Source organism: Psychrosphaera aquimarina (genome assembly GCF_032461525.1).
In the GTDB taxonomy this organism is placed as follows: domain Bacteria; phylum Pseudomonadota; class Gammaproteobacteria; order Enterobacterales; family Alteromonadaceae; genus Psychrosphaera; species Psychrosphaera aquimarina.
The window spans coordinates 818,761-842,388 of record NZ_JAWCUA010000010.1 but is presented as its reverse complement, the minus strand read 5'-3'; the positions used below and the strand labels follow the sequence as shown (position 1 = coordinate 842,388).

Here is a 23,628-nt window from a genome sequence, read left to right as displayed (position 1 = left end):
TTACCGGTTTATCTATTATAAGTTAATGACAACTCGCTACATTAGCGACTTTCGGATAATAACAGAATATACTAGCGGAATAAGTAAAAGTTAGGTTAAGGTTTTTTCAGTGCAAATATATCTCGTCGGCGGTGCGGTAAGAGACACACTTTTAGACTACCCCATTAAAGATAAAGATTGGTTAGTTACCGGTGCAACCATCGAAAATATGCTTGAATTAGGTTATCAACAGGTCGGTAAATCTTTCCCCGTATTTTTGCATCCTGATACTCACCAAGAATATGCGTTAGCACGTACTGAAAAAAAGCAGGTAGCGGATATACCGGCTTCGTTTGTGAATTTTCGTCAGATATAACCGTTGAACAAGACTTGTTGCGCCGAGATCTTACTATTAATGCCATGGCTATGGACTCTGACCATAACATCATTGACCCTTATAATGGCCAATCAGATCTTAACAATAAAATTTTACGTCATGTCTCTGATGCATTTAGTGAAGACCCACTCAGGGTATTACGAGTCGCCCGTTTTGCGGCACGTTACCGTCATTTAGGTTTTACGATTGCCGAAGAAACTTTGGCGTTAATGGCTAAAATTGCGGATTCAGGAGAATTATTAGCATTAACGCCTGAACGAATATGGCAAGAAATGCAATTATCCCTTGGCGAACAGTCTGCCCATGTGTTTTTTGAAGTCTTACATGAGGTTGGAGCATTAGCGGTACTCATACCTGAGTTAGACGCTTTGTGGGGCGTACCAAACCCAGCCAAATGGCATCCAGAAATAGATACGGGTGTTCATACTATGATGGTATTAAAACAAGCGTGTTTGTTGACAGCATCCGATGAAATTCGGTTTGCTGCGTTATGTCATGATTTAGGTAAAGGGTTAAGCCCCAAAGACAATCTACCGCACCATCATGGCCACGAAAAAACAGGCGTGACATTAGTAAACCAAGTGTGCCTTAGACTAAAAGTACCTAATAGTTTTAAAGAGTTAGCGGCTATTACTTGTGAATTCCATACTCATGTTCATCGAATATTCGATTTAAACGCTAATACCGTTTTAAGTCTTTTTGATAAAACAGATGCATGGCGCAAACCAGAACGATTTAATCAATTTTTACTCGCCTGCAAAGCCGATTTACAAGGACGAGCTGGATTTGAAAACAAAGCATACCCTCAAAGCCAATTCGTTTTAGATTTACTAGAAACGGCAAACGAAGTAGCGGTGCAAGACATTATTAAATCTGGGTTTAGTGGTGCAGAGATCAGAACTGAATTATCAAAGCGAAGAATAGATAAAATCCAACGCATATTGACATTGGTAAAAGCAAAGGACAGTACAGAAGGTTAATTCTGTACTGTTTCATTTCTTAAATTAGATAAAAAAAGCGATTAATATACCACCCAATAATAAGCGATAAATCACAAAAGGTAACATGCCTACTTTTTCAACTAAGATTAAAAAATAATGTATACATGCATATGCACTAATAAAAGAGAGTACCGTACCTAACCCAATAGCCGTCCAATCCACAGGCATAACTTGTTGGCTTAATTTAATAGTTTGATATCCACCGGCTGCAAATATTAATGGGATGGATAATAAGAATGAAAATCGTGCTGCCGCTTTAGCCGTTAACCCCATCATCAAACCTGCAGTAATAGTAATACCACTTCGAGAGGTACCTGGAATCAGTGCTAACATTTGGGCAAAACCTATTACTAGTACTTCCTTAATTGAGACTTGATATTCACCTTTAGTTTGTTTGCCATTTTTATCAGCCCACCATAATAATAAACCAAATAAAATAGTTGTAACCGCTATGACGGTTGCGGTTCTTAAATTCCCTTCAATGAAGTCTTTAAATATAAAACCCGCTAATCCAGCTGGTATCGTCCCTAAAATAATCAACCACGCCAATTTACTTTCAGAGTCGTGTTTGCCAAACAAAGAAGCAAACCAACTTACGGCCATACGTCCTACTTCTTGACGAAAATACAGTACAACGGCAAACAAACTTCCCGCATGAACGGCAACATCAAACGCTAAACCTTGATCGTCCCAACCTAGTATTTGTGATGGTAAAATTAAATGTGCAGAACTTGATATTGGTAAAAACTCAGTCAGCCCCTGCAATATTGACAAAACAATGATTTCGATTAATCCCACAATATACCTTCCTTATTTTAATATTTTAGGATTATTAATTTAACGTATTGGCACGTTCAATTATGACACCAACACTCGCAGTATTGGCCACAGCACCTAATTTACGAAGTGACACTTTAACACTACTAACATGGTAATCAGCCAGAATAAGCTGTGCTACTTTTTCAGCTACGGTTTCAATTAATTCCGCTTGATTTTGTTTTGCTAACTCTACAACGTCGGCCGCGACTTCTGAATAATCAACGGTTTTTGATAAATCATCAATTTGCGCAGCAGCTTTAATATCGGTTCGCATTTCGATATCAAATTGTAACGTTTGTTGGATGGTCTTTTCCCAATCATAAACGCCAATGACCGTATCTACTTTAAGCGCTTCTATAAAAACTATATCGTGAACCATTTAATATTCCTGAATTAGATCTGATTGAGTTAACGATTGTGGTCGGATACCATATTGGCCACTAACTCGTTATAGTGATGCCTCGTTAGGCGCAAATACCTATATAATTTACTATTTATATTGGCGTTATCACAAAGAGCGCGAATTCTATCCCAAAAAACTAAAATGAGAAACTGATGCAGTTAGACTTTTTGTTGGTATTAATTATTTCCTATTTATTAGGCTCGATTAATTCCGCAATTATTTTTAGCAAATTGCAAAATTTGCCAGACCCTAGGACCGTAGGCTCTAATAATCCTGGGGCGACTAATGTCTATCGCATGGCTGGGAAAACGGTGGCGATTGCCGTTTTGTTTTTTGATGTATTAAAGGGGATTATTGCAACTTGGGGAAGTTACTATATTGGCTTAACCCCGACAGAAATTGGGTTTGCAGGTTTAGCCTGCTGTCTTGGCCATATGTTCCCGGTGTTTTTTAAGTTTCAAGGTGGAAAAGCCGTGGCAACTGGGTTTGGCTGTTTACTACCTGTAGGGATCACACTAGGGATAAGTCTTTTATGCATTTGGTATTTAGTGTTTAGAAAAACCGGCTATTCATCCATTGCCGCCATTATTTCTGTAGGCATATCGCCGCTAGTAACACTATATATAGCTGATAAATATGTTTTACCTGTTAGTATGATTGCTTGTCTGATTGTTTTACGGCATATGCCAAATGTACTTAGGTTATTAGATGGAACTGAACCTAAAACTAAGCGTAATTAGTAAATGCCGTAAAGTTTAAATGGCAGGTAACTCTTCAATAGACCATCTTGGTCGAGCTTTAATTAATAATTCATTATTACCGTATTTTTTAAGCCTTTGTGCACCCGCATAAGCAATCATAGCGCCATTATCAGTGCAAAACTCATGACGAGGGTAATAAACTTGTCCTTTGTGCTTTTTCATTAGTTTAGCTAATTTACCACGAAGTTCAGTATTGGCACTGACGCCTCCAGCGATCACTAAGGTTTTAATTCCCGTTTGTTCAACGGCTCTCCTACACTTAATAGCTATGGTATCCACAACGGCTTCCTGAAACGCATAGGCTATGTCTGCTTTTATTTGGTCAACATTCTCTGGCGCATTCTCATTTTGAGTAGATTTACTACCCGCTAAAACAATGCCTTCTGAGCGAATCACATTTGCCGCCGCTGTCTTTAATCCACTGAATGAAAAATCTAAGCCTGGTCTATCAGTCATCGGTCTTGGGAATTTATACACACCTGGAGTACCTGATTCAGCTAATTTAGCCAACATAGGACCGCCTGGGTAATCTAAACCTAATAACTTAGCAGTTTTATCAAACGCTTCACCTGCAGCATCATCAATTGACTCTCCAAGTATTTGATAATCACCAATGGCTTTAACTTCCACTAATTGGGTATGCCCACCTGAGACTAACAAAGCAATAAAAGGAAACTCTGGCGTATCATCTTCTAACATAGGTGCTAATAAGTGCCCTTCCATATGATGCACAGGCACAGCAGGAATCCCCCATGCAAAAGCCAATGAACGACCGATACAAGCCCCGACCATTAACGCACCAACTAAACCCGGACCTGATGTATAGGCAATACCATTAATTTCGTCTTTTGATACATTTGCATCTACCATCACTTGCTTAATAAGAGGAATGGTCTTTCTTACATGATCTCTAGATGCCAGTTCTGGAACGACACCACCATAATCAGCATGTACATCTATTTGACTATATATTTCATGTGCTAACAGCCCTCTGTTAGTATCAAACAAGGCGATACCTGTTTCATCACACGAGGATTCGATACCTAAAATTAACATTTAGTCTAAACCTTTCATTATTAGTAATCATAATTGAAACCATTTCTGGCCAATTTTTAGCCGAGTAAATTACGTCAAAGCCTTTTAAGTTGGCGGCATTCTACCCATTCTTTAATTATTCCTCCAGTATTTAAATTAGGACTTTACATTTAGTATTAGATGCCATTAAAATACCGCACTATTTTTATTAGTCTTGGTTAATATTTAACCATATATCCAAATACTGAGGTGAATTTTTAAATGCCAGTTATTAAAGTTAAAGAGAACGAACCGTTTGATGTTGCTCTACGTCGTTTCAAGCGTTCATGTGAAAAAGCAGGTATCCTTTCAGAAGTGCGTCGTCGCGAACATTTCGAAAAGCCAACTTGGGCACGTAAGCGTAAGAAAGCAGCAGCAGTTAAGCGTCACCTGAAAAAGGTTTCACGCGAAAACGCTCGTCGCATCAAGCTTTACTAATATTGGTTCAATCTCTCTAAAGGCTTTTCAATGAACTTGAAAGATCAACTTAAAGACGCTCAAAAAGATGCAATGCGTGCTAAAGCAAAAGAACGCTTAAGTACAATTCGCATGGTGATGGCGGCTATTAAGCAAAGAGAGGTTGACGAAAGAATTGAACTGGTCGATGAAGACGTGATTGCAATTTTAACCAAAATGGTTAAACAGCGTCGTGATTCTCAAGCACAATTTGAAAGTGCTGGTCGAGCAGAGTTAGCTGAAAAGGAAGCGGCTGAAATATTGGTCATTGATGAATTTTTACCTCAACCTCTTAGTGAGGAAGAAGTAACATCACTTATAGCGAATGCGATAACCAATTCCGGTGCTACTAGCATGCAGGATATGGGAAAAGTGATGGCTGAGTTAAAACCAACTATTACAGGCCGTGCTGACATGGGTAAAGTAAGTGGATTAGTAAGAGCTCAACTTAACAGTTAAGTTTTAGTCGACAACTCAAGTTAGAATTTATATCGAAACCGTACATTTTTAATGTGCGGTTTTGTTGTTTTTGCAGTAAGTGTTTTTCTATTGTTTTCAGCAGGACCTGATTCTGCAATAATCCCCTATTCAAATGTACATTTAATAAATAAGAGGTTTTGTGTCTGGTCGTATCCCAAAACAATTTATCGATGATTTAATTGAACGCACTGACGTTGTCGATCTAATTGATGCAAAAGTACCTCTAAAAAAAGCAGGCAAAAATTATCAAGCTTGTTGCCCTTTCCATAATGAAAAATCACCATCATTTAGCGTAAGTCCAGACAAACAGTTTTATCATTGTTTTGGTTGTGGAGCTCATGGCAATGTTATCGGTTTTTTAATGGAATATGAGCAACTTGAGTTTGTAGAAGCCATTGAAGAATTAGCCCGTTTGCATGCGCTTGAAATTCCAAGAGAAGATGTTAAAGGCAAATCACAAAAATACGAGTCTGTCAGTCGAGAGCAAAAACTGTCTGATTACGATTTATTGGAAACCGCCACTAAGTTTTTTCAACACCAATTAAAACATGATGAAAACTCCCATAAAGTAATTGAGTACTTAAAATCGCGCTCCTTGAGTGGTGAAATTGCACAATTATATGGCATTGGTTACGCCCCCGACGCCTGGGATAAAGCGTTAAAGTCACTATCAAAAACGCCAGAACAACAGCAACAGTTAGTTGATTTAAAAGTACTTACGCAAAATGACAGCGGCAGAACCTACGACTTTTTTCGTAATCGAGTCATGTTTCCGATTAGAGATAAACGCGGCAGAGTTGTTGGTTTTGGAGGCCGAGTCATCGACGACTCTATGCCAAAATATCTTAACTCGCCAGAAACGCGAGTGTTCCATAAAGGTCGTGAATTATATGGGTTTTATCAAGCCAAAATAGCAAACCCAAAGCTTGAAAAGGTATTAATTGTTGAAGGTTACATGGATGTGGTTTCCTTGGCTCAGCAGGGGATTAATTATGCAGTTGCATCTCTTGGAACCGCAACAACAGCTGACCATATGCAAATGTTATTTAGAGCTACCCGTCAAGTAATTTGCTGTTATGACGGCGATCGTGCGGGGCGTGATGCAGCATGGCGAGCATTAGAAAATGCCTTACCTCACTTGAAAGATGGTATTGACCTTAGATTTTCATTTTTACCTGACGGTGAAGATCCAGATACTATGGTGCAAAAAGAAGGTAAAGAATCATTTGAACAACGAATTAGTCAATCAACTCCTTTACTGAGTTACTTCTATGAACATTTCTTAATTGACCTAGATATTACTACTGACGCAGGTAAATCCGCGCTATTGTCCGCTGCTAAACCGTTAATTGAGGTCGTACCTAGCGATTATTACAAAGAAGCATTAATGGCTAAACTAGCAGAATTAATTGGAAAACAAGTAGAAAAATTAGTTGGATTTAATCGCTCTCCAATCGCGCAAGTTAGGCAAAAACAAACGGAGTTACAAATTACCCCCATGCGTCGTGCGATTGCGATGTTACTGCAACACCCGGTACTTGCAAAATCAGTCCCTTTTATTCCGGCATTAAGTGAAGCTGATTTACCTGGATTTAATGTACTGATTAATATTCAAAAAACGATTTTAGAACAACCTGAAATTAAATCACATGTTTTGCTAGAGCGGTTTAGAGAAAGTAAGGAGTATTCGTTTTTATCTCGTTTATTTGCCTGGGAACATCATATAACTGAAGAAAATTTGGCGCCGGAATTTATTACTACATTTAAATTTTTACAAGATAGCTACTTGAAAAAACGTTTAGAGCAACTAGAAATAAAGGGTAAAACAAACCAATTAGATAAAGATGAGTGGAAAGAATATAGTGCCCTTTTGATGGCATTAAAAAAATAAATAGCACTATAATTTATATACTTTTTTGGCGTTCATTTAATTTACTTCTGATAAATAATAACCAGTAAATAATAGCCAGAAATTAATTCTAATGTTATAATTACAAGTTCGCTTTTTTAGCCAAAAGCATATTGATTTTTGGTTAAGACAAGCAATCCAATTTTGATATTCAATAACTAGGTGGAAGATAATCTGTATGGAGCAAACTCCTCAGTCTCAATTAAAACTTCTTATTCTTAGAGGTCGCGAGCAAGGTTACTTAACCTTTGCCGAAGTAAACGATCACCTTCCACAGGATATGATCGATGCAGATCAAGTCGAAGACATTATTCAAATGATCAACGACATGGGCATTAAAGTGTGTGAAACACCACCAGATGCTGATGAATTATTAATGCAAGAGCAAACCAGTGACGACGAAGTTGTTGAAGCTGCTGCTGCTGCTCTTGCTACTGTTGAAAAAGAGATAGGTCGTACAACTGACCCTGTTCGTATGTATATGCGTGAAATGGGCACAGTTGAATTACTAACTCGCGAAGGCGAAATTGTAATCGCTAAAAGAATTGAAGCTGGTATTTATACCGTTCAATCTTCTGTTGCAGAATACCCTCAAGCTATCAGTTATTTATTGGACCAATGGGATCAATTTGAAGCTGAAGAAATTCGCTTAAGTGACATCATTGTTGGTTTCTTAGATCCTAATGAAGAAGACGTTGCACCAGCAGCAACTCACGTTGGTTCTGAACTTACTGAAGATCAATTAGCCGATGAAGACGGTGACAATGAAGATTCAGATGAAGACGAAGAAGAAATTGACACAGGTCCAGATCCAGAAGAAGCCCGTGAGCACTTTGTTGAGCTGCGTCGCCTGTATGAAGAATCTACGTACTCTATTGAACATTTAGGTCGTGCTCATCCTGATACACAAGAAAAAATCTTAGCATTAGGTGAACACTTTAGATTATTTAAATTAATCCCTAAACAGTTTGACCGTTTAGTACGTAATATGCGTGAAATGATGGATCGTGTTCGTGTTCAAGAGCGCCTGATCATGAAACATTGTTGTGGTTATGCAAAATTACCTAAAAAAGATTTCATTAAAATTTTCCCAGGTAACGAAACTAAAACATCATGGTTTGACTTATTGCAAGCTGGCGGTGATGTAACAGCAAGAAGATTACAAGACGTAAACACTGAAGTTCGTCGTAGCATTCAAAAGTTAAAAGAAATTGAGCAAGAAACTCGCTTAAACATTGAAGCGATTAAAGACATAAATCGTCGCATGTCTATCGGTGAAGCAAAAGCTCGTCGTGCTAAAAAAGAAATGGTGGAAGCCAACTTACGTTTGGTAATTTCAATTGCTAAAAAATACACAAACCGTGGCTTACAATTCTTGGATCTAATTCAAGAAGGTAACATTGGTTTGATGAAGGCCGTTGATAAGTTTGAATACCGTCGTGGTTATAAATTCTCAACTTATGCAACATGGTGGATACGTCAGGCTATTACTCGTTCAATTGCTGACCAAGCACGTACTATTCGTATTCCGGTACACATGATTGAAACGATTAATAAACTAAACCGTATTTCTCGTCAGATGTTACAAGAAATGGGACGTGAGCCTACTCCAGAAGAGTTAGCTGAGCGTATGGTAATGCCAGAAGATAAGATCCGCAAAGTACTTAAGATTGCGAAAGAGCCTATCTCAATGGAAACGCCAATTGGTGATGATGAAGATTCACATTTAGGTGACTTTATTGAAGATACGACTATCTCATCTCCTGTCGACACAACGACAGCTGAAGGTTTACAAGATGCGACTCGAGACGTGTTATCAGGGTTAACAGCCCGTGAAGCGAAAGTTCTACGTATGCGTTTTGGTATCGATATGAATACCGACCACACATTAGAAGAAGTAGGTAAACAGTTTGATGTAACGCGTGAACGTATTCGTCAGATTGAAGCGAAAGCGTTACGTAAATTACGTCACCCTTCTCGTTCAGAGCCACTGAAAACCTTCTTAGATAACTAATCACTATCTGTTTCAAAAAAACCCACGTTATTGTGGGTTTTTTTATATCTTGAAAATAGCTACCTTAAACATGCCAATGCATAACGATTCAAATAGTCTAAACAAGCTTTCTTAACGTCAATTCCAGCGACTTTACATTGAGAGCATTGAGAGACATCCCCACAAAAAAAGATTCAAAGAGATACAAAAATGCCGCTGTATTAAGCGGCATTTCATATCCTATTTAACGAGCTATTTAAGCAAGTTTATCCGTAGCTATATGATAACGAGGGTCTTCGTTTATATTCATTTCAACGTATTTTTGTGCTTTTACTAATAATTCTCTACATTCAGGACTTATGTGACGAATATGTAGCTTCTTACCTGCGGCTTCATATTTATCCGCTAAACCATCAATAGCATCAATACCAGAACTATCCCAAATACGAGAGTTCTTAAATTCAATAACCACATCTTGTGGATCATTCTCTACGTCGAATAGTTCTTTAAAACTTCCAACTGAGCCAAAGAATAACGGACCTTCAAGTTCATAAACTTTCCAATTTTCGTCATCTAAATGGGTACGAGCGAATATATGAGATGCATGTTTCCAAGCAAACACTAACGCAGAAACTATCACACCTACCACAACAGCAATCGCTAAATCAGCAGCCACTGTGACACCAGTTACTAATAACAGAACAAATGCGTCTTCTTTATTTGCACCTCGTAATATTTTAAAAGAAGCCCATTCAAAGGTGCCTAAAACAACCATAAACATAACGCCAACAAGTGCCGCTAATGGGATCATTTCAATCCAAGGAGCTAAGAATAAAATAAAGGCTAATAAAACTACTGCTGCTGTAATTCCTGATAAACGACCTCGACCACCTGAGTTAATATTAATCATTGACTGACCGATCATGGCACAACCACCCATGCCGCCAAAGAAGCCATTTACTGTATTAGCGACACCTTGACCAACACATTCTTTATTACTGCGACCACGAGTATTAGTTAACTCATCAATTAGCGTTAATGTTAATAACGACTCAATCAAACCAATTAACGCAATAATCACTGCAGTTGGTAATACGATATATAAAGTCTCAAGAGTGAAAGGAACCATTGGAATATTAAACGATGGCAGCTCTCCAGCCAACGTTGCTGCGGCTTTATCAGCTTCTGGTAACATATCCCTTACAAAATCAATAACGGTACGTGCTTCTAAATCTAACCCATGTACAGCAAACGTTACCGCTAATATCGCCACTAAAGACGATGGAATGGCTGTCGTTAATTTAGGTAAGAAATGAATGATTGCCATAGTTAATGCAACTAAGCCTAACATGACATACATTTGGCTTCCCACCATCCAATGTTGTATTCCAGATGTATCAAAGACTTTAAATTGTCCCATTTGTGCGAGGAATATAACGATAGCAAGACCATTAACAAACCCCAACATTACAGGGTAAGGCACGAGCCTAATGAACTTGCCTAGCTTAAATACTCCAAACATAATTTGAATTAAGCCCGCCAAAATCACAGCGGCAAATAGATATTGAATGCCGTATTGAGCTACTAATGCCACCATAACAACGGCAGTTGCACCTGTCGCACCAGAGATCATTCCTGGTCGTCCGCCAATTGCAGACGTAATAAGCCCCATCATGAAAGCAGCGTAAAGACCAATCATAGGGTCTACACCAGCTACAAAAGCAAAGGCTACGGCTTCAGGGACTAATGCTAATGCAACAGTGATCCCCGATAACACGTCATTTTTTACATTTGAATCACTTTTAGTGATCAGATTAAACATGACAACTCCAATTTATTTAGCACGATATTTATAATGTGGAAACCGAAATACAGTATTCCGGTTAGAAAGGCGGCGGATTCTAACAAATTAACAAAACTATTTCACTAAGTTACGTCTCATCCTACCTATGCCATGAGACCATTTAGAGTCATTTTTAAAGCCCAATAAAAAAGCCAGTCTATGACTGGCTTAAATAAAGATAGTGAATAAAAAACTATCGTATTTGTAAGATAGTTTGGGTGATTGTCGAATTCACCTCTAATGCACGTGAGTTTGCTTGGTAGTTACGCTGAGCGGTGATCAAGTCAACTAACTCAGTTGTTAAGTTAGTATTTGATTGCTCTAAAGTACCAGAACGAATTTGACCAAATGTTCCTGAGTCAGCTTCACCAGCTAATGCTTGCCCTGAAGCTTGGCTTTCTGTCCAAGATGTATTACCAACCTGAGTCATGCCTTGTTCATTAGCAAAACGAGCTAACATGATTTTGGTAATTGGAGTTGAATCGCCATTTGAGTATTTTGCTTCTATCAATCCATCTGTACCAATAGTTACACCCGTTAGACGACCAACCGTTTTACCGTCTTGACTTAACGCTGTTACTTCATAACCTGAAGAAAACTGGCTTAAGTTAGACATATTTATGCTAAATAATTGATCTGGATCTGCACCATTAGTAATGGCTCCAGCACCTAAATACGGGGCAACTGGCGCTGGCGCTATTGATGTCGGTGAAGTTGATGCTCCTAAACGTTCTGTAACAGGCACTGGGAATGTACTGCTTACGGCAGAACCAGCCGCATCAAACTGCATTAACATACCACGCTGGCCTGATGTACTTTCAAAAGCGACACCCGTACCGCCGCTTAGAATTGTATTGTCTTCTAAATCAACAGGCAAAGTATTACCTAGCTCATCGGTAACACTAGAAAACATAACCCAACTGTTTGCATTATTTTGCTCAGCTAAAGGGATTGCAGCTAACCCACCAACAAACCCGTCTGTGCCTGAGTTTACCGCTGACGCATCAGCAATACCTTGAACGGTAGTAGGATCTGTCGTTTTTACAAAATAGATAGAGGCTATACGACTATTACCTAATGAATCATAAATAACGGTAGAAGTAGAAAAGTTATAGGTATCTGTATCTGCGGGATCAAATTGCAAAGGGTTCAACGGCAAATCACTACTGTTTAAATTAAATTCCATATCGATATTAGCCGTTTGCGATGGCGCACCAGCCGTATCTGGAATTTGTACAGGTGTTGTCGTACTTAAACTGACAGAACGAACTGATCCGTCATCATTTACAGGGAATCCCTGTAGATAATTGCCGTTGGAGTTAACAATATAGTTTTCAGAGTCTAACTTAAACGCACCTGAACGAGTATAGGTCATATCTCGACTAAGTAAGTCGTTGGTCATACCAAAAAAACCACCGCCTGAAATCGCCATGTCTAATGCATTTGATGTGAACAATAAACTACCCTGAGTAAATTGTTGAGCGACGTCGTTGATTAAAACACCTTCACCGTTTGCCGTTTTTGAATTTGAAAAAATTGAAGATGAAAATACATCGGCAAACTCCGCACGTGACTCTTTAAAACCAAACGTATTGACGTTTGATATATTATTAGCCGTTACGTCCAGATCTTTCTGAGCAGCTTTCAAACCACTTAACGCTATATTAAAAGACATAGGAATCTCCTATCCAATGTTGTGACTTATCATCACATTAAAACTAAATTATCTAACAATGAAACAGCGAGACTGTTTAATCACCAACGGCCAATACATCTGATAATGTGATTGCACCTAAACCTTGTAGGTTCAATTCAAGTCCCGTGCCATTTTGACCAAGTGTTACTGAGCTTACGTTTCCGTATGTTAAAACCGTTAACCCTTCAGATTCACCGGCTACAAAACCATTAAATTCAACTTTATACTGGCCAGGAGGCAAAGGATTGCCATCCTCATCACTGCCGTCCCATTCAAAGTCCATCATGCCTGCACTTCTATCGCCTAAGTATTCTGATTTAACCAAATTACCTGACTCATCAAAGACTCGCATGTTAACGGTTTGAGCTGCTGACGGAATTGGAACCTGTCCACTAATCCCAGTTCCATCAGAGTACGACAGTGAACTATTGACCAGAACATTACGTCCGACTAAAGAGGAGGCTTCTAACGCTTGATTAGACGTCATAGATGCTGAGAATTGATCAAATTTATCACCTAAATCACTGATCCCTTCAGACATAGTAAACTGGGTCATTTGTGAGATCATATCTTCATTAGTCGTTGGATTTAGAGGGTCTTGCATTGCTAATTGTGATGTCAACAGTGCAAAGAAATCTGCTTGTCCCATTTGGCCATTAACTTCATTCGTACCAATCTGTTCTTCTTGCCACTTAAGTTGATCCAGTGCTGGATTAGATACATCATTTGTAATCATGGAGGGTTACCTTATCTTTGGCCTAATGTAAGCGTTTTACTTAACATTTGCTTTGCAGCATCTGCAATTTGAACATTGGTTTGATATGAACGTGTTGCCGAGATCATATTTGCCATTTCCTCAACAACATTAACGTTAGGTTTATAAACATATCCGTCTTTGTCCGCCATAGGATGATTAGGGTTATGTTCAATATTTAAAGGAGCATCACTCTCTACTATGCCTAATACATTGACACCTTGAGACTGTGAAGACATTGCTTTATTCATTTCAGCTGCAAATACAGGATGGCGAGCACGATAAGTTTGATCAATGCTGCTAGATACTGAATTAGCATTAGCGATGTTACTTGCAGTGGTATTTAGTCGTATTGACTGGGCACTCATACCTGATGCTGATACATCAAAGACATTATACAAACTCATTATTAACTTCCTCCGGTAAGTGCTTTATTCAAGCCTTTAATTTTTCCGTTTAAAAACTGTAAGCTAGTCTGATACTCCATTGAGTTTTGCATAAACATATTACGCTCCACTTGAACATCAACCGTATTACCATCACCGGTATCCGGCTGGTTTGGGTTTCTATATTTCTGACTAGTATCAATCTCAACGGACAAATCAAAATGTTTGCTGTGGGTTTTAGACATACGATAGCTTTGACTGTTTTTTGCATTAGCTAATGCACTGGCAAAGTCGATGTCTTTAGCCTTATATCCAGGCGTATCGGCATTAGCAATATTACTTGATAAAACTTCTGCTCGTTCAGAACGAACTAATAATGCATGTTGATGAATACCAAACGCTTTATCTAAACTAATTGCCATATAACCTCCACACTCGATTGTTGTAAAATCAAAATGCAAAATGAAGGCCAGAAATATCGGAATGTTTTATTTTTTAAGTTTTTCGTTATTTTTAGGGGGGATAACTCAGTTTTTTCATGTGTACTGAGAATTATTCAGTACACATTTATCTATAGGGATTAGAATTTATAAAGGAATTGCCACTTGTTTGACGGCAATAATGGTACCTATTATGTCATGGTTATTTTTTTTGATAAATAATACCTGGACTGCACCTTATCATATTAAAAGCATCGCTCAATCCAGACATAGATTCAGAGGCACCTAATATAAGATATCCATTTGGATTTAATTGCTCCGCAAACTTGTTGATAATTTGTGACTTAATTTCTGCTGAAAAGTATATCAATACATTGCGACAAAAAATTACATCAAACTTACCTAACAAGTGATAATTGTCTAATAAATTTAAATGTCTAAAATTAACCATTCTTTTGATATCCGGGTTAATTTGCATCATGCCATTGCCTGAGTCTTTAAAAAATTGAGCTTTACGCTCTGTAGACAAACCTCTTGATAAAGCTAAGGCGTCATACTCTCCATTTTTACAAATATCTAACATGGTATTAGAAATATCCGTTCCAACAATAGAGAACATGCTACGACTATTTACACTAGGCTGGTTTTTATACTCTTGTATTGTCATCGCAATCGAATATGGCTCTTGTCCAGATGAACTCGCAGCGGACCATATTTTTAGTGGTTTGCCTTTATCGATTTCTGGTAACAACCTATTTTTAAGTAACTCATATGGATATGTATCACGGAACCACAAGGTCTCATTGGTTGTCATTGCGTCAATTACTGCTGCGCGTAATTGACGTTCTGATTGTTGCATAGTTTTATTAACTAGATCTGTAATGGATTCTATTTTAAATCTAGCCATTAAGGGAGATAAGCGGCTTTTAACTAAATACTGTTTACTATCCCCTAATACGATCCCACATTGTTTTTCTAAAAAATTACAAAAAATGCCGTAATCGCTATCACCTAAGGTTTTATTACTCACTATAGATACTCTTTACCAGTCTAGTTAAGTTAATCTTTATGAAGCCATTTTTGCACAGCGCCAGCTAATTCATCAGGGTTAAATTTAGCTATAAAATCATCAGCACCCACTTTTTCAACCATAGCATGATTAAAGACACCACTTAAAGAAGTATGAAGGATCACATGTAACCCAGCTAATTTAGGTCTTGATTTAACTTCTGCCGTAAGTGTGTATCCATCCATTTCTGGCATTTCTACATCGGAGACCATTAAACCAATTTTTTCAGTAATTGAATGTTCACATTGCTCCGATAATTCAATTAAATAATCTAATGCTTCTTTGCCATTCTTCTTAGCGACGATTGGTACACCAACGCCTTCCAGTGCTCTTTTAACTTGGTTTCGAGCAACTGAAGAGTCGTCTGCAATTAATATGATTCGGTCACCAAGATCTTTAATAATTTCTTGATCTGATACAACACCTTCACTTACTCGTGTATTTGAAGGCGCTATTTCTTCTAATATTTTTTCAACATCAAGAATTTCAACAAGTTCGTTATCGATTTCCGTTACCGCTGTTAAATAATTCGTTCTGCCAGAGCCGCTAGGAGGTGGCATTACAGATTCCCAGTTCAGATTCACGATTCTTTCTACTGAATCAACTAAAAATCCCTGAATCGTACGATTATATTCGGTAATTATTATGAAACAATCATCCACTTTTTTTATCGGTCGTCCGCCAGTAGCTAATCCCATATCAATCACCGATATAGTCTGACCACGAATATGTGCAATCCCTTTAACATATTGATTTAATCTAGGCATAGCGGTTAACGGAGGGCATTGTAAAACTTCACGAACTTTAAATACGTTAATTCCATATCGTTGACGACCGTTTAATTTAAACAACAGCAATTCGAGTCTATTTTGACCAACCAGCTGGGTTCTTTGATTTACCGAGTCTAGAATACCCGCCATAGAAGTTCTCCGTTAAAACTAGGAATGATACTTGCTACCACCTAATAAATTGATGATAACTATCTAATAAAATCTGACTTTTCGCCAGCATTTTGACATTACTAAAGATCAAAACAAAACGCGAACTTAAGTTTATGATAAAGCATAGTAAAAAGGTGACAAATATGTTGAAAATTATAACGAAAAATTACTATCTACTCTTCATCACACTATTAATGTCCATGAATGTATCGGCGAGTTTAAATAATACTTTAACACATGATGAATTACTTAAAGACGTTATTTCGTACGTAGAACAAGAGTTTAACCCAGATGAAAGTAAAAATTTACGAGTAGTGGCTCACCCTCTTGATAGTCGAATAACAATAAGGGAATGTGATCAAGATTTATCATTTTATGTAGCAAAATCCCGGACATTTACACGTCAGTTTCCGGTAAAAGTAAAATGTGCGACTGAAAAAAATTCTTGGAAAGTATACGTTCAAGTTTCTGTGGCTGAAATGATTGAAACATTAGTAACAAATCAGACTATTGCTAAAGGTAATACGGTCGATATAGATATGGTAGAAGTGGAACTAGTTGAAGCGCGTAGAGTTAAAGATAGAAGCTCTAATGATATAAGTTCTATTGTAGGCGGTCGAGCCTTAAAAAACATACAACGTGGGTATCAGATTGGCCAAAACGATGTCTGTTTAGTTTGTAAAGGCGATGACGTTTCCATCATAGCTAAAAACGGCGGAATGATGATTAAAACCTCAGGTACTGCTATTGAAAATGGCGCTAAAGGTGAGTCTATAAAAGTCAAAAATAATTCATCGAGTCGAATCGTCAAAGGAATTGTTGGAGACTTAAGAGAAATCTACGTAAATTTATAAAAAAGTGTTAAAGTTTATGGAGCCAAGGTCGATATAGTTGGTGAGATAAAATAAACTATGGGTGTAGTTATGGTAAACAATATAAAAAACAGTGGGGTGAATAGCAGTAACAATGCAATTTACCAACAAAAAAGTCAGCAACTCGAACAAACAAAACTAGATGCGACGAAACAAAACAGCCAACCTGATACTGTAAAATCGGTTAATAAAGATTCTGTGGCATTAACACCACAAGCTAATCAACTGAAAGAATTACAAAAGCGCATTGGCGACACTGAAGCATTTGATCGCAAAAAGGTTGATGACATAAAAAAAGCACTTTCAGATGGTCAATACTCTATCAATTATGATCGACTAGCATCAAAACTAGCGGCGTTTGAATTCGAGCTGTAAAAATGTCTGACGTTAACGATTTATTGCCTCAAGTTACTAAACAATTCACAACTCAAAAGTTGCGTTTACAGCAAATGCTGTCAATTTTAGATGAAGAGTTAGAAGCGGTAAAAAATCGAGACGGTAATCTCATTTTAGATATATCGAAAAAGAAAGAGCTTCAGTTAGAAGCAATCACAAGTGCTGATAGCCAGTTAAACAAAGAGAAATATGTAGAAGTTATTAAAACTACACCGTTACTTTCTACTTTAAAGTCTGAAATTAAAGACCTCTTATTACAATGTCAGCATTTAAATGAAGTGATTTACCTAACCGCCACACAAAACCAAATAGCCATTGAGCAAGTAAAACAGTTATTAATTGGTGGCTCTAAAAATACAACCTACAACGCTCACGGTCAGAAAAATACTAACTCCTCTATCGGTCGCGGCTTAAAAGCTTAAACGTCTCAAATACTCAAATTAAAGTTTTAGCCACTTACTCCGTCAACTAATATTATGTAGCTGATCTGATTGATGGCCTAGAGCTAAATCTAAGAAGTGAGATTAAAAGCGACGTATACGCTCAACATAACTTCTAACGATAGCCACATCCAGAGGTCTTCTTTGATCATCCAATACCATTGCAGAGAACTCGTCAGCTATTTTTTTAGCGGCATTATGCATCATATTAAAGGTAGGTAATGGTGCGGCGTTATTTGGTAAAGTCATGAAAATCGTTAACCCTCTAGTGGTAAACTGTTCCATATTGTCAATATCAAAAGTACCAGGATTAAACATATTGGCTAAACTAAACAAAATATCACCACGTCCGGTATTATCTTGATGGCGGTGAAATAAGTCCATTTCTCCATATTTAAAACCTAAGGTAAGTAGCAGAGGTAACAACTTAGCTCCGTCTATTGGCGTACCATCCGACTTATCGATATAGAGTATAAAGACTTCTTGTTTTTCATTTTCTTCCGGCTCAGATTGACTTTGAGGCTCGACCTTATCAGTAGCATTTTTTTCTGCTTGAAAACTCGGCTCTTTTTGAACATCGTCGTCATCCAAAACATCCGTTAACATGATGGACTGTTCATAATCTTCATCATCGTCAATTTCAAATTGATTGCTAAATTTATCTTCTGTATTTACAACATCAACATTAAATCCTTGCTGCAGCGTACTTTGGTCAGAACTTTCTGTCACGTCAGCAGAAATATTCGGTTGATCGTCTTTATGATATATAGAATCCAAATTCATTTTTTTAACTGGGATGCTATCAGCCGATGTAGGATTGTTTTCAGTTAGTTGTAGATCACTAAAATTCATTTCCATTTGTTTTAGTTTTAACTTTTGCATTTCTTGTTCTTCAGGTGCGATTTCAGGTTCCGCTTCCTGAGCTTCAATCTTTGCATTTTTACGTTCTTCGCTAACGGTTCTACGAACCGTCCAGATCCCATGTAAAATAACACTTCCTATTGCTAGCGTACCCAATAAAATTAGCGCTAATCTTAGTTCTTCAGCCATTGTTACTACTTACCTTTCTTATAACGCATCAGCCATTTTAACGGCTTCTTGAATATCTACAGCGACTAAACGAGAAACACCAGGTTCCTGCATTGTCACACCTGTTAAATGAGTAGCCATTTCCATCGCTACTTTATTGTGACTAATAAAAATAAACTGAACCGTATCAGACATTTCTTTAACTAACTTACAAAAACGCCCAACATTGGCATCATCCAATGGCGCATCCACTTCATCTAACATACAAAATGGTGCTGGATTTAGTCTGAATATTGAAAAGACTAATGATAAAGCGGTTAGCGCTTTTTCTCCACCACTTAACAAATGAATTGTAGAGTTTTTCTTACCAGGAGGTCGAGCCATAATGCTAACACCGGCTTCAAGCATATCATCTGCGGTTAAATCTAAATAGGCAGAGCCGCCCCCAAAGACCTTTGGAAATAAGTATTGTAACCCATCATTAACCTTATCGTAGGTCTCTTTAAACCTAGCTCTGGACTCTCGATCTATTTTACGAATCGCACTTTCCAAAGTTTCTAAAGCACTTATTAAATCATTATGCTGCTCATCTAAATAACCTTTTCTTTCTGATTGCACATCAAACTCTTCAATTGCAGCAAGGTTAATAGCCCCTAAACGAGAAATAGCTTGGGTTGTTTTTTCAAGTTCAGTTTCCCATTCAGTCTCATTGGCCTCTGCAGGCATTGATTCCAAAATTGGTTTGAGAGGTTGTTCAAGTCCATTAAGCGTTTCCAGCATATTTTGTGCTCTTATTCGAGCACCTTCGCTGTCTAATTTAATCGTTTCAATATCACTTCGCATTAAATCTAGTTTCTTTAAAACGCCAGACTGTCCTTGTTCTAAATCTGCAATTTTCTCAGCCACTAATGCCAGTTCATTTTGCTTATCAGTTAGTCTTTCTTCACTTTCAATTTTCAATTGTAAATATTCTTCAAGCTCAGCTTTTAAGTCGTCCACTGGGTTATTATCCTCACCCAACACGTCCATTAATTGCTGTAACTTAGTTTGCATTTGCTGTAGATGTTGAGTTGCCCTAAGAATATTTTGATTCACGGCTTCATATTGTGAACTTAGTGTTTGGGATTTTAGGGCATATTGGTGAGATTGATTCTTTAACACTTCAAGCGTTTGTTTAGCATTATTTAACTGATTAACTTTATGCTGTTTTTCTTGCTCTAAACTGTCTAACTGGGCTTTTAGCTCGGTTTCTTGATCTTGATTTACTTCTAACTGTAACTCTAACTCTAATAACTTCTCTTGCTCTAATTCAATCGAGATCTCATGTTGTTCAGCATCCGCTTTTAACTTCTCTAATGTTGATAGTGTTTGTTCAAATCGTTGTTCAACCAACTTAGACTCGGTCGTTAAACTAACCACATTATCTTTTGCGTTTATTACTTGCTGTTTGACTTCATTTAATTCAGCCAATGATTGCTGTTTTGTCGATAAAGCGAGCGCTAGACTTTCAGACTTTTGCGCCTGTGTTCGTTCAGCATTCGTTAATTGAATTTGTAACGTATCAATTTCTGATAACCGTTGTAATACATTACTGTCAGCAGATTTTTCTATGGAGCCTGCACTTTGCCAGTTTGCACCAACCCAAATACCCGATTTAGTAATAACACTATTCCATCCAGTGTTATTTAACAACGCTTGAACATCTGATTCCGTATTGGCTACCGCAACAGTATTTAACCAATCAGGATAAGTCCCAGACATTATCAATTCTGCGGCAGATCCTTTAATGACGGGTTTATGTGATTTACAAACAAAATGTCCTGTCGTTAACTGTGGTAATTTAGTAGTAACCGCACTTTGCCCATGATGACTCAATAAGGTTTCAATGGCGGTTTGCCATTGTGGTTCAACCGTTAGCTGAGTTAATAAGTCGCCAACCAGTTCAATCCCTTGAGCGGTAAGATCGGTATTATCAAGATTATCTAAACCTTGCTCATATTCTTTTTGCCATTGACGTAAACTTTGCAGCTGTATTGATAAATTATTACACAATTGAGTAGCATCTTGATGTTCGCTAACCAATTGTTGATAGTTACTATCTGCGCTTTCAAACGTAGCGACCAGCGTTAATTCTTTATCAACTAGCTCCGTAACTTGAATCTCTTTTAATTCTATTTGCTGAGATACTCGCTCAATCTCATTCTCTAAATCTGTTAAATTAGACTGTTTGATGTCTGAGTTAATCGTTAACAAACGTTGTTTAATACCTGAAATATGCTGTTGTATAGCTTGAATTTTAGTTTGAATGACTTGACTTGACTGACTAGAGTTTGCCGACAAACGCTGTTGTTGTTGCCAACCGGCTTGCCACTTTTCATATTCCTCTTCAGTTTGTAACAAAGCGTCGGTTGCTTGTTCAATTTGTTCATTAACTAATTCCATTTCAGGCTCAAATTCAGCCAATTGCTCAGTCAACTCTTCTGAACGTTCTTGCTCGAAAGCTAAATGGGATTCTGATTGTTCAATGTTTTCTTGAAGTTGTTTTAATTCGTCTTTTTGAGCTATCAACTTTTCTTGAGTAAATACAATCTGCTGTTCTACGCGGGTAATTTGATTGCCCACTTGATACATAGCTTGTTGATTTTTTTGTACCTCATCCGACAGGTCTTGATGTTGCTGCTTAAACTGCAACATCCCTAATTCACCACCTCTTTGCTGGGCTATAAAGGACTCGAGCTCCGTCTCTTTTGCAAGGCGCTCTCTTTCATATAAATTTAGCTGCTCGTTATACTTGTGCCATTTAAGTGCATACAATTCGGCTTTATACTGCCTTTCTTTCGCTTTTAATTGTTTAAATCGTTTCGCTGTAGCGGCTTGTCGTTGCAGTTTTTCAATTTGTACAGAGAGTTCTTGTCTTACATCTTCCAAACGTAATAAGTTCTCTCTTGTGTGTTTTATGCGAGTTTCTGTTTCTCTACGTCTTTCTTTATATTTTGAAATACCCGCGGCTTCTTCAATAAAAACACGTAACTCTTGTGGTTTAGACTCGATTAATCGTGAGATCATGCCTTGTTCGATAATGGCATAACTTCTAGGTCCTAAGCCTGTACCCAAAAATATATCGGTAATATCGCGTCGACGACATTTACTGCCATTCAAAAAGTAACTAGATACCGCATCTTTAGTCACTTGTCGTTTTACCGATATTTCATTACGGCTAGCAAAACTGCCTTGTAACTTCCCTTGTGAATTATCAAAAACTAGTTCTACACTGGCCATTGATACTGGCTTTCTATTTGTCGACCCATTGAAGATGACATCCGTCATGGCGTCACCACGTAGGTTTTTCGCTGAACTTTCGCCCAGTACCCACCTTACCGCATCGATAACATTTGATTTTCCGCAACCATTTGGCCCAACAATAGCCGTCATTTGATCAGGAAATGGCACGGTAGTGACATCCACAAATGATTTAAATCCAGCAAGTTTTATTAGTTTTAGGCGCATGAGAAAAATATAGAAAAATTAATAGGTTATTATCATTTTTTACATTCTAAACTAAGATGCAAAAAATCCAATTTATTTGTCTCGACTGTAACAGAAAATGTTGTAATTTGTAACATTCTAATTATTGCATAGGCATACAGCTGCCTTATACTACGGCAAATTCTCTTAGGTTTTATAATATGACATTTACAGACGGCGTTAAATTTTTCTTATCTGGATTTTCTCTTATTCAGACCAAAGGGTTAAAACGATTTGTTTTAGTTCCTCTTATTGTAAATTTTATCCTTTTTAGTTTTGCGATTGGCTACCTTTTAACTGAACTTGGTTTGCACATTGACTGGTTAATAAGTTATTTACCCAGTTGGTTAACTTGGTTAGGCACTCTAATTTATCCCATTGCACTTCTGATATTGCTGTTTCTTTTCAGTTTATTTTTTACGACCGCTGCCAATTGGTTAGCAGCGCCTTTTAATGGGGTACTAGCGGAACGTGTCGAACAACACTTGAGTGGGCAAACGCCTGATAAAGATAACTTTGTTGCAATAATTAAGGCCATTCCACACACGTTATTACGAGAGTGGAAAAAATTAGTTTATTTTATTCCTCGTTTTATCGGCTACTTTTTGGTTGGTTTAATCTTACCTGGACTGGGTCAAATTATTTGGTTTTTATTCATCGCTTGGGTGCTAGCGGTGCAATATTGCGACTATGCATTTGATAATAATAAATATAGTTTTGACTACATGCGTCATGTTCTTAGACAAAACAAATCCGCTTGTTTTGGCTTTGGTTCAATGATCTCAATTTTTACTATGGTGCCTATTTTAAATTTATTAGTCATGCCGGTCGCAATATGTGGAGCAACCGCTATGTGGGTAGAGCACCTAAAACAACAAGTTGAGTCAAATCCCCCAAACTAATTATAAAATAAGTACCTTTGAAGTTAATAAGCACTTTGCATTCTAAGCTCAGAAGATTTATGT

At 37.7% G+C, this 23,628-nt stretch carries 21 protein-coding genes and 1 pseudogene; 10 read left to right on the top strand and 12 right to left on the bottom strand.

Annotation, left to right across the window (positions count from 1 at the left end):
• Positions 1-109 precede the first annotated feature (109 nt).
• Positions 110-1,356 (top strand): annotated as a pseudogene (locus tag RT723_RS15815) (multifunctional CCA addition/repair protein).
• Positions 1,357-1,380: 24 nt separating this feature from the next.
• On the opposite strand, the gene RT723_RS15810 reads toward RT723_RS15815, so the two are convergent.
• The gene (locus RT723_RS15810) at positions 1,381-2,175 is read right to left on the bottom strand and encodes an undecaprenyl-diphosphate phosphatase (protein WP_315948039.1); all 795 of its coding nucleotides are present in this window, start codon (positions 2,173-2,175) and stop codon (positions 1,381-1,383) included.
• A gap of 34 nt (positions 2,176-2,209) precedes the next feature.
• Positions 2,210-2,575, bottom strand: a complete 366-nt coding sequence (gene folB / locus RT723_RS15805; RefSeq protein ID WP_216054892.1) for a dihydroneopterin aldolase — start codon at positions 2,573-2,575, stop codon at positions 2,210-2,212.
• 176 nt (positions 2,576-2,751) lie between these two features.
• Here folB and plsY point away from each other — a divergent pair, with 176 nt between their 5' ends.
• On the top strand, positions 2,752-3,339 hold the full coding sequence (plsY, locus tag RT723_RS15800; protein WP_216054893.1) for a glycerol-3-phosphate 1-O-acyltransferase PlsY: 588 nt from the start codon (positions 2,752-2,754) through the stop codon (positions 3,337-3,339).
• 15 nt (positions 3,340-3,354) lie between these two features.
• Here the strand turns inward: plsY and tsaD are convergent, their stop codons facing one another.
• Positions 3,355-4,416, bottom strand: a complete 1,062-nt coding sequence (gene tsaD / locus RT723_RS15795) for a tRNA (adenosine(37)-N6)-threonylcarbamoyltransferase complex transferase subunit TsaD (RefSeq protein ID WP_315948038.1) — start codon at positions 4,414-4,416, stop codon at positions 3,355-3,357.
• Positions 4,417-4,656: 240 nt separating this feature from the next.
• On the opposite strand from tsaD, the gene rpsU reads away from it, so the two are divergent.
• The 4 genes from rpsU (at position 4,657) to rpoD (ending at position 9,293) form a co-directional block, all read left to right on the top strand.
• On the top strand, positions 4,657-4,872 hold the full coding sequence (gene rpsU / locus RT723_RS15790; RefSeq protein WP_105053374.1) for a 30S ribosomal protein S21: 216 nt from the start codon (positions 4,657-4,659) through the stop codon (positions 4,870-4,872).
• Between the two features lie 30 nt (positions 4,873-4,902).
• Entirely contained in the window at positions 4,903-5,349 is a 447-nt protein-coding gene (locus RT723_RS15785) for a GatB/YqeY domain-containing protein (RefSeq protein ID WP_315948037.1), read from the top strand.
• 160 nt (positions 5,350-5,509) lie between these two features.
• Positions 5,510-7,261, top strand: a complete 1,752-nt coding sequence (gene dnaG / locus RT723_RS15780; RefSeq protein ID WP_315948036.1) for a DNA primase — start codon at positions 5,510-5,512, stop codon at positions 7,259-7,261.
• 196 nt (positions 7,262-7,457) lie between these two features.
• Positions 7,458-9,293: an RNA polymerase sigma factor RpoD gene (rpoD, locus tag RT723_RS15775; RefSeq protein ID WP_216054897.1), complete on the top strand. Its 1,836-nt coding sequence runs from the start codon at positions 7,458-7,460 to the stop codon at positions 9,291-9,293.
• Between the two features lie 235 nt (positions 9,294-9,528).
• On the opposite strand, the gene RT723_RS15770 is transcribed toward rpoD, so the two are convergent.
• The 7 genes from RT723_RS15770 to RT723_RS15740 all read right to left on the bottom strand — a co-directional run bounded on the left by RT723_RS15770 (position 9,529) and on the right by RT723_RS15740 (position 16,380).
• A complete protein-coding gene (locus tag RT723_RS15770) occupies positions 9,529-11,094 on the bottom strand; it encodes a SulP family inorganic anion transporter (protein ID WP_315948035.1) in 1,566 nt (521 codons plus the stop codon).
• A 214-nt stretch (positions 11,095-11,308) separates the two neighbouring features.
• Positions 11,309-12,790 carry a flagellar hook protein FlgE gene (gene flgE / locus RT723_RS15765; RefSeq protein WP_315948034.1) on the bottom strand — a complete coding sequence of 494 codons (1,482 nt, stop codon included), beginning with the start codon at positions 12,788-12,790 and terminating at the stop codon, positions 11,309-11,311.
• Between the two features lie 76 nt (positions 12,791-12,866).
• Positions 12,867-13,547, bottom strand: coding sequence for a flagellar hook assembly protein FlgD (locus RT723_RS15760; RefSeq protein WP_216054900.1), 681 nt, complete (start codon positions 13,545-13,547; stop codon positions 12,867-12,869).
• Positions 13,548-13,558: 11 nt separating this feature from the next.
• On the bottom strand, positions 13,559-13,972 hold the full coding sequence (gene flgC / locus RT723_RS15755) for a flagellar basal body rod protein FlgC (protein WP_216054901.1): 414 nt from the start codon (positions 13,970-13,972) through the stop codon (positions 13,559-13,561).
• 2 nt (positions 13,973-13,974) lie between these two features.
• Positions 13,975-14,373, bottom strand: a complete 399-nt coding sequence (gene flgB / locus RT723_RS15750; protein ID WP_216054902.1) for a flagellar basal body rod protein FlgB — start codon at positions 14,371-14,373, stop codon at positions 13,975-13,977.
• 220 nt (positions 14,374-14,593) lie between these two features.
• On the bottom strand, positions 14,594-15,421 hold the full coding sequence (locus RT723_RS15745) for a CheR family methyltransferase (protein WP_315948033.1): 828 nt from the start codon (positions 15,419-15,421) through the stop codon (positions 14,594-14,596).
• 29 nt (positions 15,422-15,450) lie between these two features.
• On the bottom strand, positions 15,451-16,380 hold the full coding sequence (locus tag RT723_RS15740; RefSeq protein ID WP_216054904.1) for a chemotaxis protein CheV: 930 nt from the start codon (positions 16,378-16,380) through the stop codon (positions 15,451-15,453).
• A gap of 221 nt (positions 16,381-16,601) precedes the next feature.
• On the opposite strand from RT723_RS15740, the gene flgA reads away from it, so the two are divergent.
• The 3 genes from flgA to RT723_RS15725 all read left to right on the top strand — a co-directional run bounded on the left by flgA (position 16,602) and on the right by RT723_RS15725 (position 18,091).
• Positions 16,602-17,255, top strand: a complete 654-nt coding sequence (gene flgA / locus RT723_RS15735; protein ID WP_315948032.1) for a flagellar basal body P-ring formation chaperone FlgA — start codon at positions 16,602-16,604, stop codon at positions 17,253-17,255.
• 69 nt (positions 17,256-17,324) lie between these two features.
• Positions 17,325-17,648, top strand: coding sequence for a flagellar biosynthesis anti-sigma factor FlgM (gene flgM, locus RT723_RS15730; RefSeq protein ID WP_315948031.1), 324 nt, complete (start codon positions 17,325-17,327; stop codon positions 17,646-17,648).
• Between the two features lie 2 nt (positions 17,649-17,650).
• Positions 17,651-18,091 (top strand): flagellar export chaperone FlgN, encoded by a 441-nt coding sequence (locus RT723_RS15725; protein ID WP_216054907.1) that lies wholly within the window; start codon positions 17,651-17,653, stop codon positions 18,089-18,091.
• Positions 18,092-18,193: 102 nt separating this feature from the next.
• Here RT723_RS15725 and zipA read toward each other — a convergent pair whose 3' ends face one another.
• The gene (gene zipA, locus RT723_RS15720) at positions 18,194-19,159 is read right to left on the bottom strand and encodes a cell division protein ZipA (protein ID WP_315948030.1); all 966 of its coding nucleotides are present in this window, start codon (positions 19,157-19,159) and stop codon (positions 18,194-18,196) included.
• An 18-nt stretch (positions 19,160-19,177) separates the two neighbouring features.
• Positions 19,178-22,645 (bottom strand): chromosome segregation protein SMC, encoded by a 3,468-nt coding sequence (gene smc, locus RT723_RS15715; protein WP_315948029.1) that lies wholly within the window; start codon positions 22,643-22,645, stop codon positions 19,178-19,180.
• 179 nt (positions 22,646-22,824) lie between these two features.
• Between smc and cysZ the strand changes: the two genes are divergently transcribed.
• Entirely contained in the window at positions 22,825-23,565 is a 741-nt protein-coding gene (cysZ, locus tag RT723_RS15710; RefSeq protein ID WP_315948028.1) for a sulfate transporter CysZ, read from the top strand.
• Positions 23,566-23,628: the final 63 nt, after the last annotated feature.

Bases quoted from the DNA above. Each gene is read 5' to 3' on its own strand.
- folB (WP_216054892.1), bottom strand. From the start codon at position 2,575: ATGGTTCACGATATAGTTTTTATAGAAGCGCTTAAAGTAGATACGGTC.
- plsY (WP_216054893.1), top strand. From the start codon at position 2,752: ATGCAGTTAGACTTTTTGTTGGTATTAATTATTTCCTATTTATTAGGC.
- tsaD (WP_315948038.1), bottom strand. From the start codon at position 4,416: ATGTTAATTTTAGGTATCGAATCCTCGTGTGATGAAACAGGTATCGCC.
- rpsU (WP_105053374.1), top strand. From the start codon at position 4,657: ATGCCAGTTATTAAAGTTAAAGAGAACGAACCGTTTGATGTTGCTCTA.
- RT723_RS15785 (WP_315948037.1), top strand. From the start codon at position 4,903: ATGAACTTGAAAGATCAACTTAAAGACGCTCAAAAAGATGCAATGCGT.
- rpoD (WP_216054897.1), top strand. From the start codon at position 7,458: ATGGAGCAAACTCCTCAGTCTCAATTAAAACTTCTTATTCTTAGAGGT.
- RT723_RS15770 (WP_315948035.1), bottom strand. From the start codon at position 11,094: ATGTTTAATCTGATCACTAAAAGTGATTCAAATGTAAAAAATGACGTG.
- flgE (WP_315948034.1), bottom strand. From the start codon at position 12,790: ATGTCTTTTAATATAGCGTTAAGTGGTTTGAAAGCTGCTCAGAAAGAT.
- RT723_RS15760 (WP_216054900.1), bottom strand. From the start codon at position 13,547: ATGATTACAAATGATGTATCTAATCCAGCACTGGATCAACTTAAGTGG.
- flgC (WP_216054901.1), bottom strand. From the start codon at position 13,972: ATGAGTTTGTATAATGTCTTTGATGTATCAGCATCAGGTATGAGTGCC.
- flgB (WP_216054902.1), bottom strand. From the start codon at position 14,373: ATGGCAATTAGTTTAGATAAAGCGTTTGGTATTCATCAACATGCATTA.
- RT723_RS15740 (WP_216054904.1), bottom strand. From the start codon at position 16,380: ATGGCGGGTATTCTAGACTCGGTAAATCAAAGAACCCAGCTGGTTGGT.
- flgA (WP_315948032.1), top strand. From the start codon at position 16,602: ATGAATGTATCGGCGAGTTTAAATAATACTTTAACACATGATGAATTA.
- flgM (WP_315948031.1), top strand. From the start codon at position 17,325: ATGGTAAACAATATAAAAAACAGTGGGGTGAATAGCAGTAACAATGCA.
- RT723_RS15725 (WP_216054907.1), top strand. From the start codon at position 17,651: ATGTCTGACGTTAACGATTTATTGCCTCAAGTTACTAAACAATTCACA.
- zipA (WP_315948030.1), bottom strand. From the start codon at position 19,159: ATGGCTGAAGAACTAAGATTAGCGCTAATTTTATTGGGTACGCTAGCA.
- smc (WP_315948029.1), bottom strand. From the start codon at position 22,645: ATGCGCCTAAAACTAATAAAACTTGCTGGATTTAAATCATTTGTGGAT.
- cysZ (WP_315948028.1), top strand. From the start codon at position 22,825: ATGACATTTACAGACGGCGTTAAATTTTTCTTATCTGGATTTTCTCTT.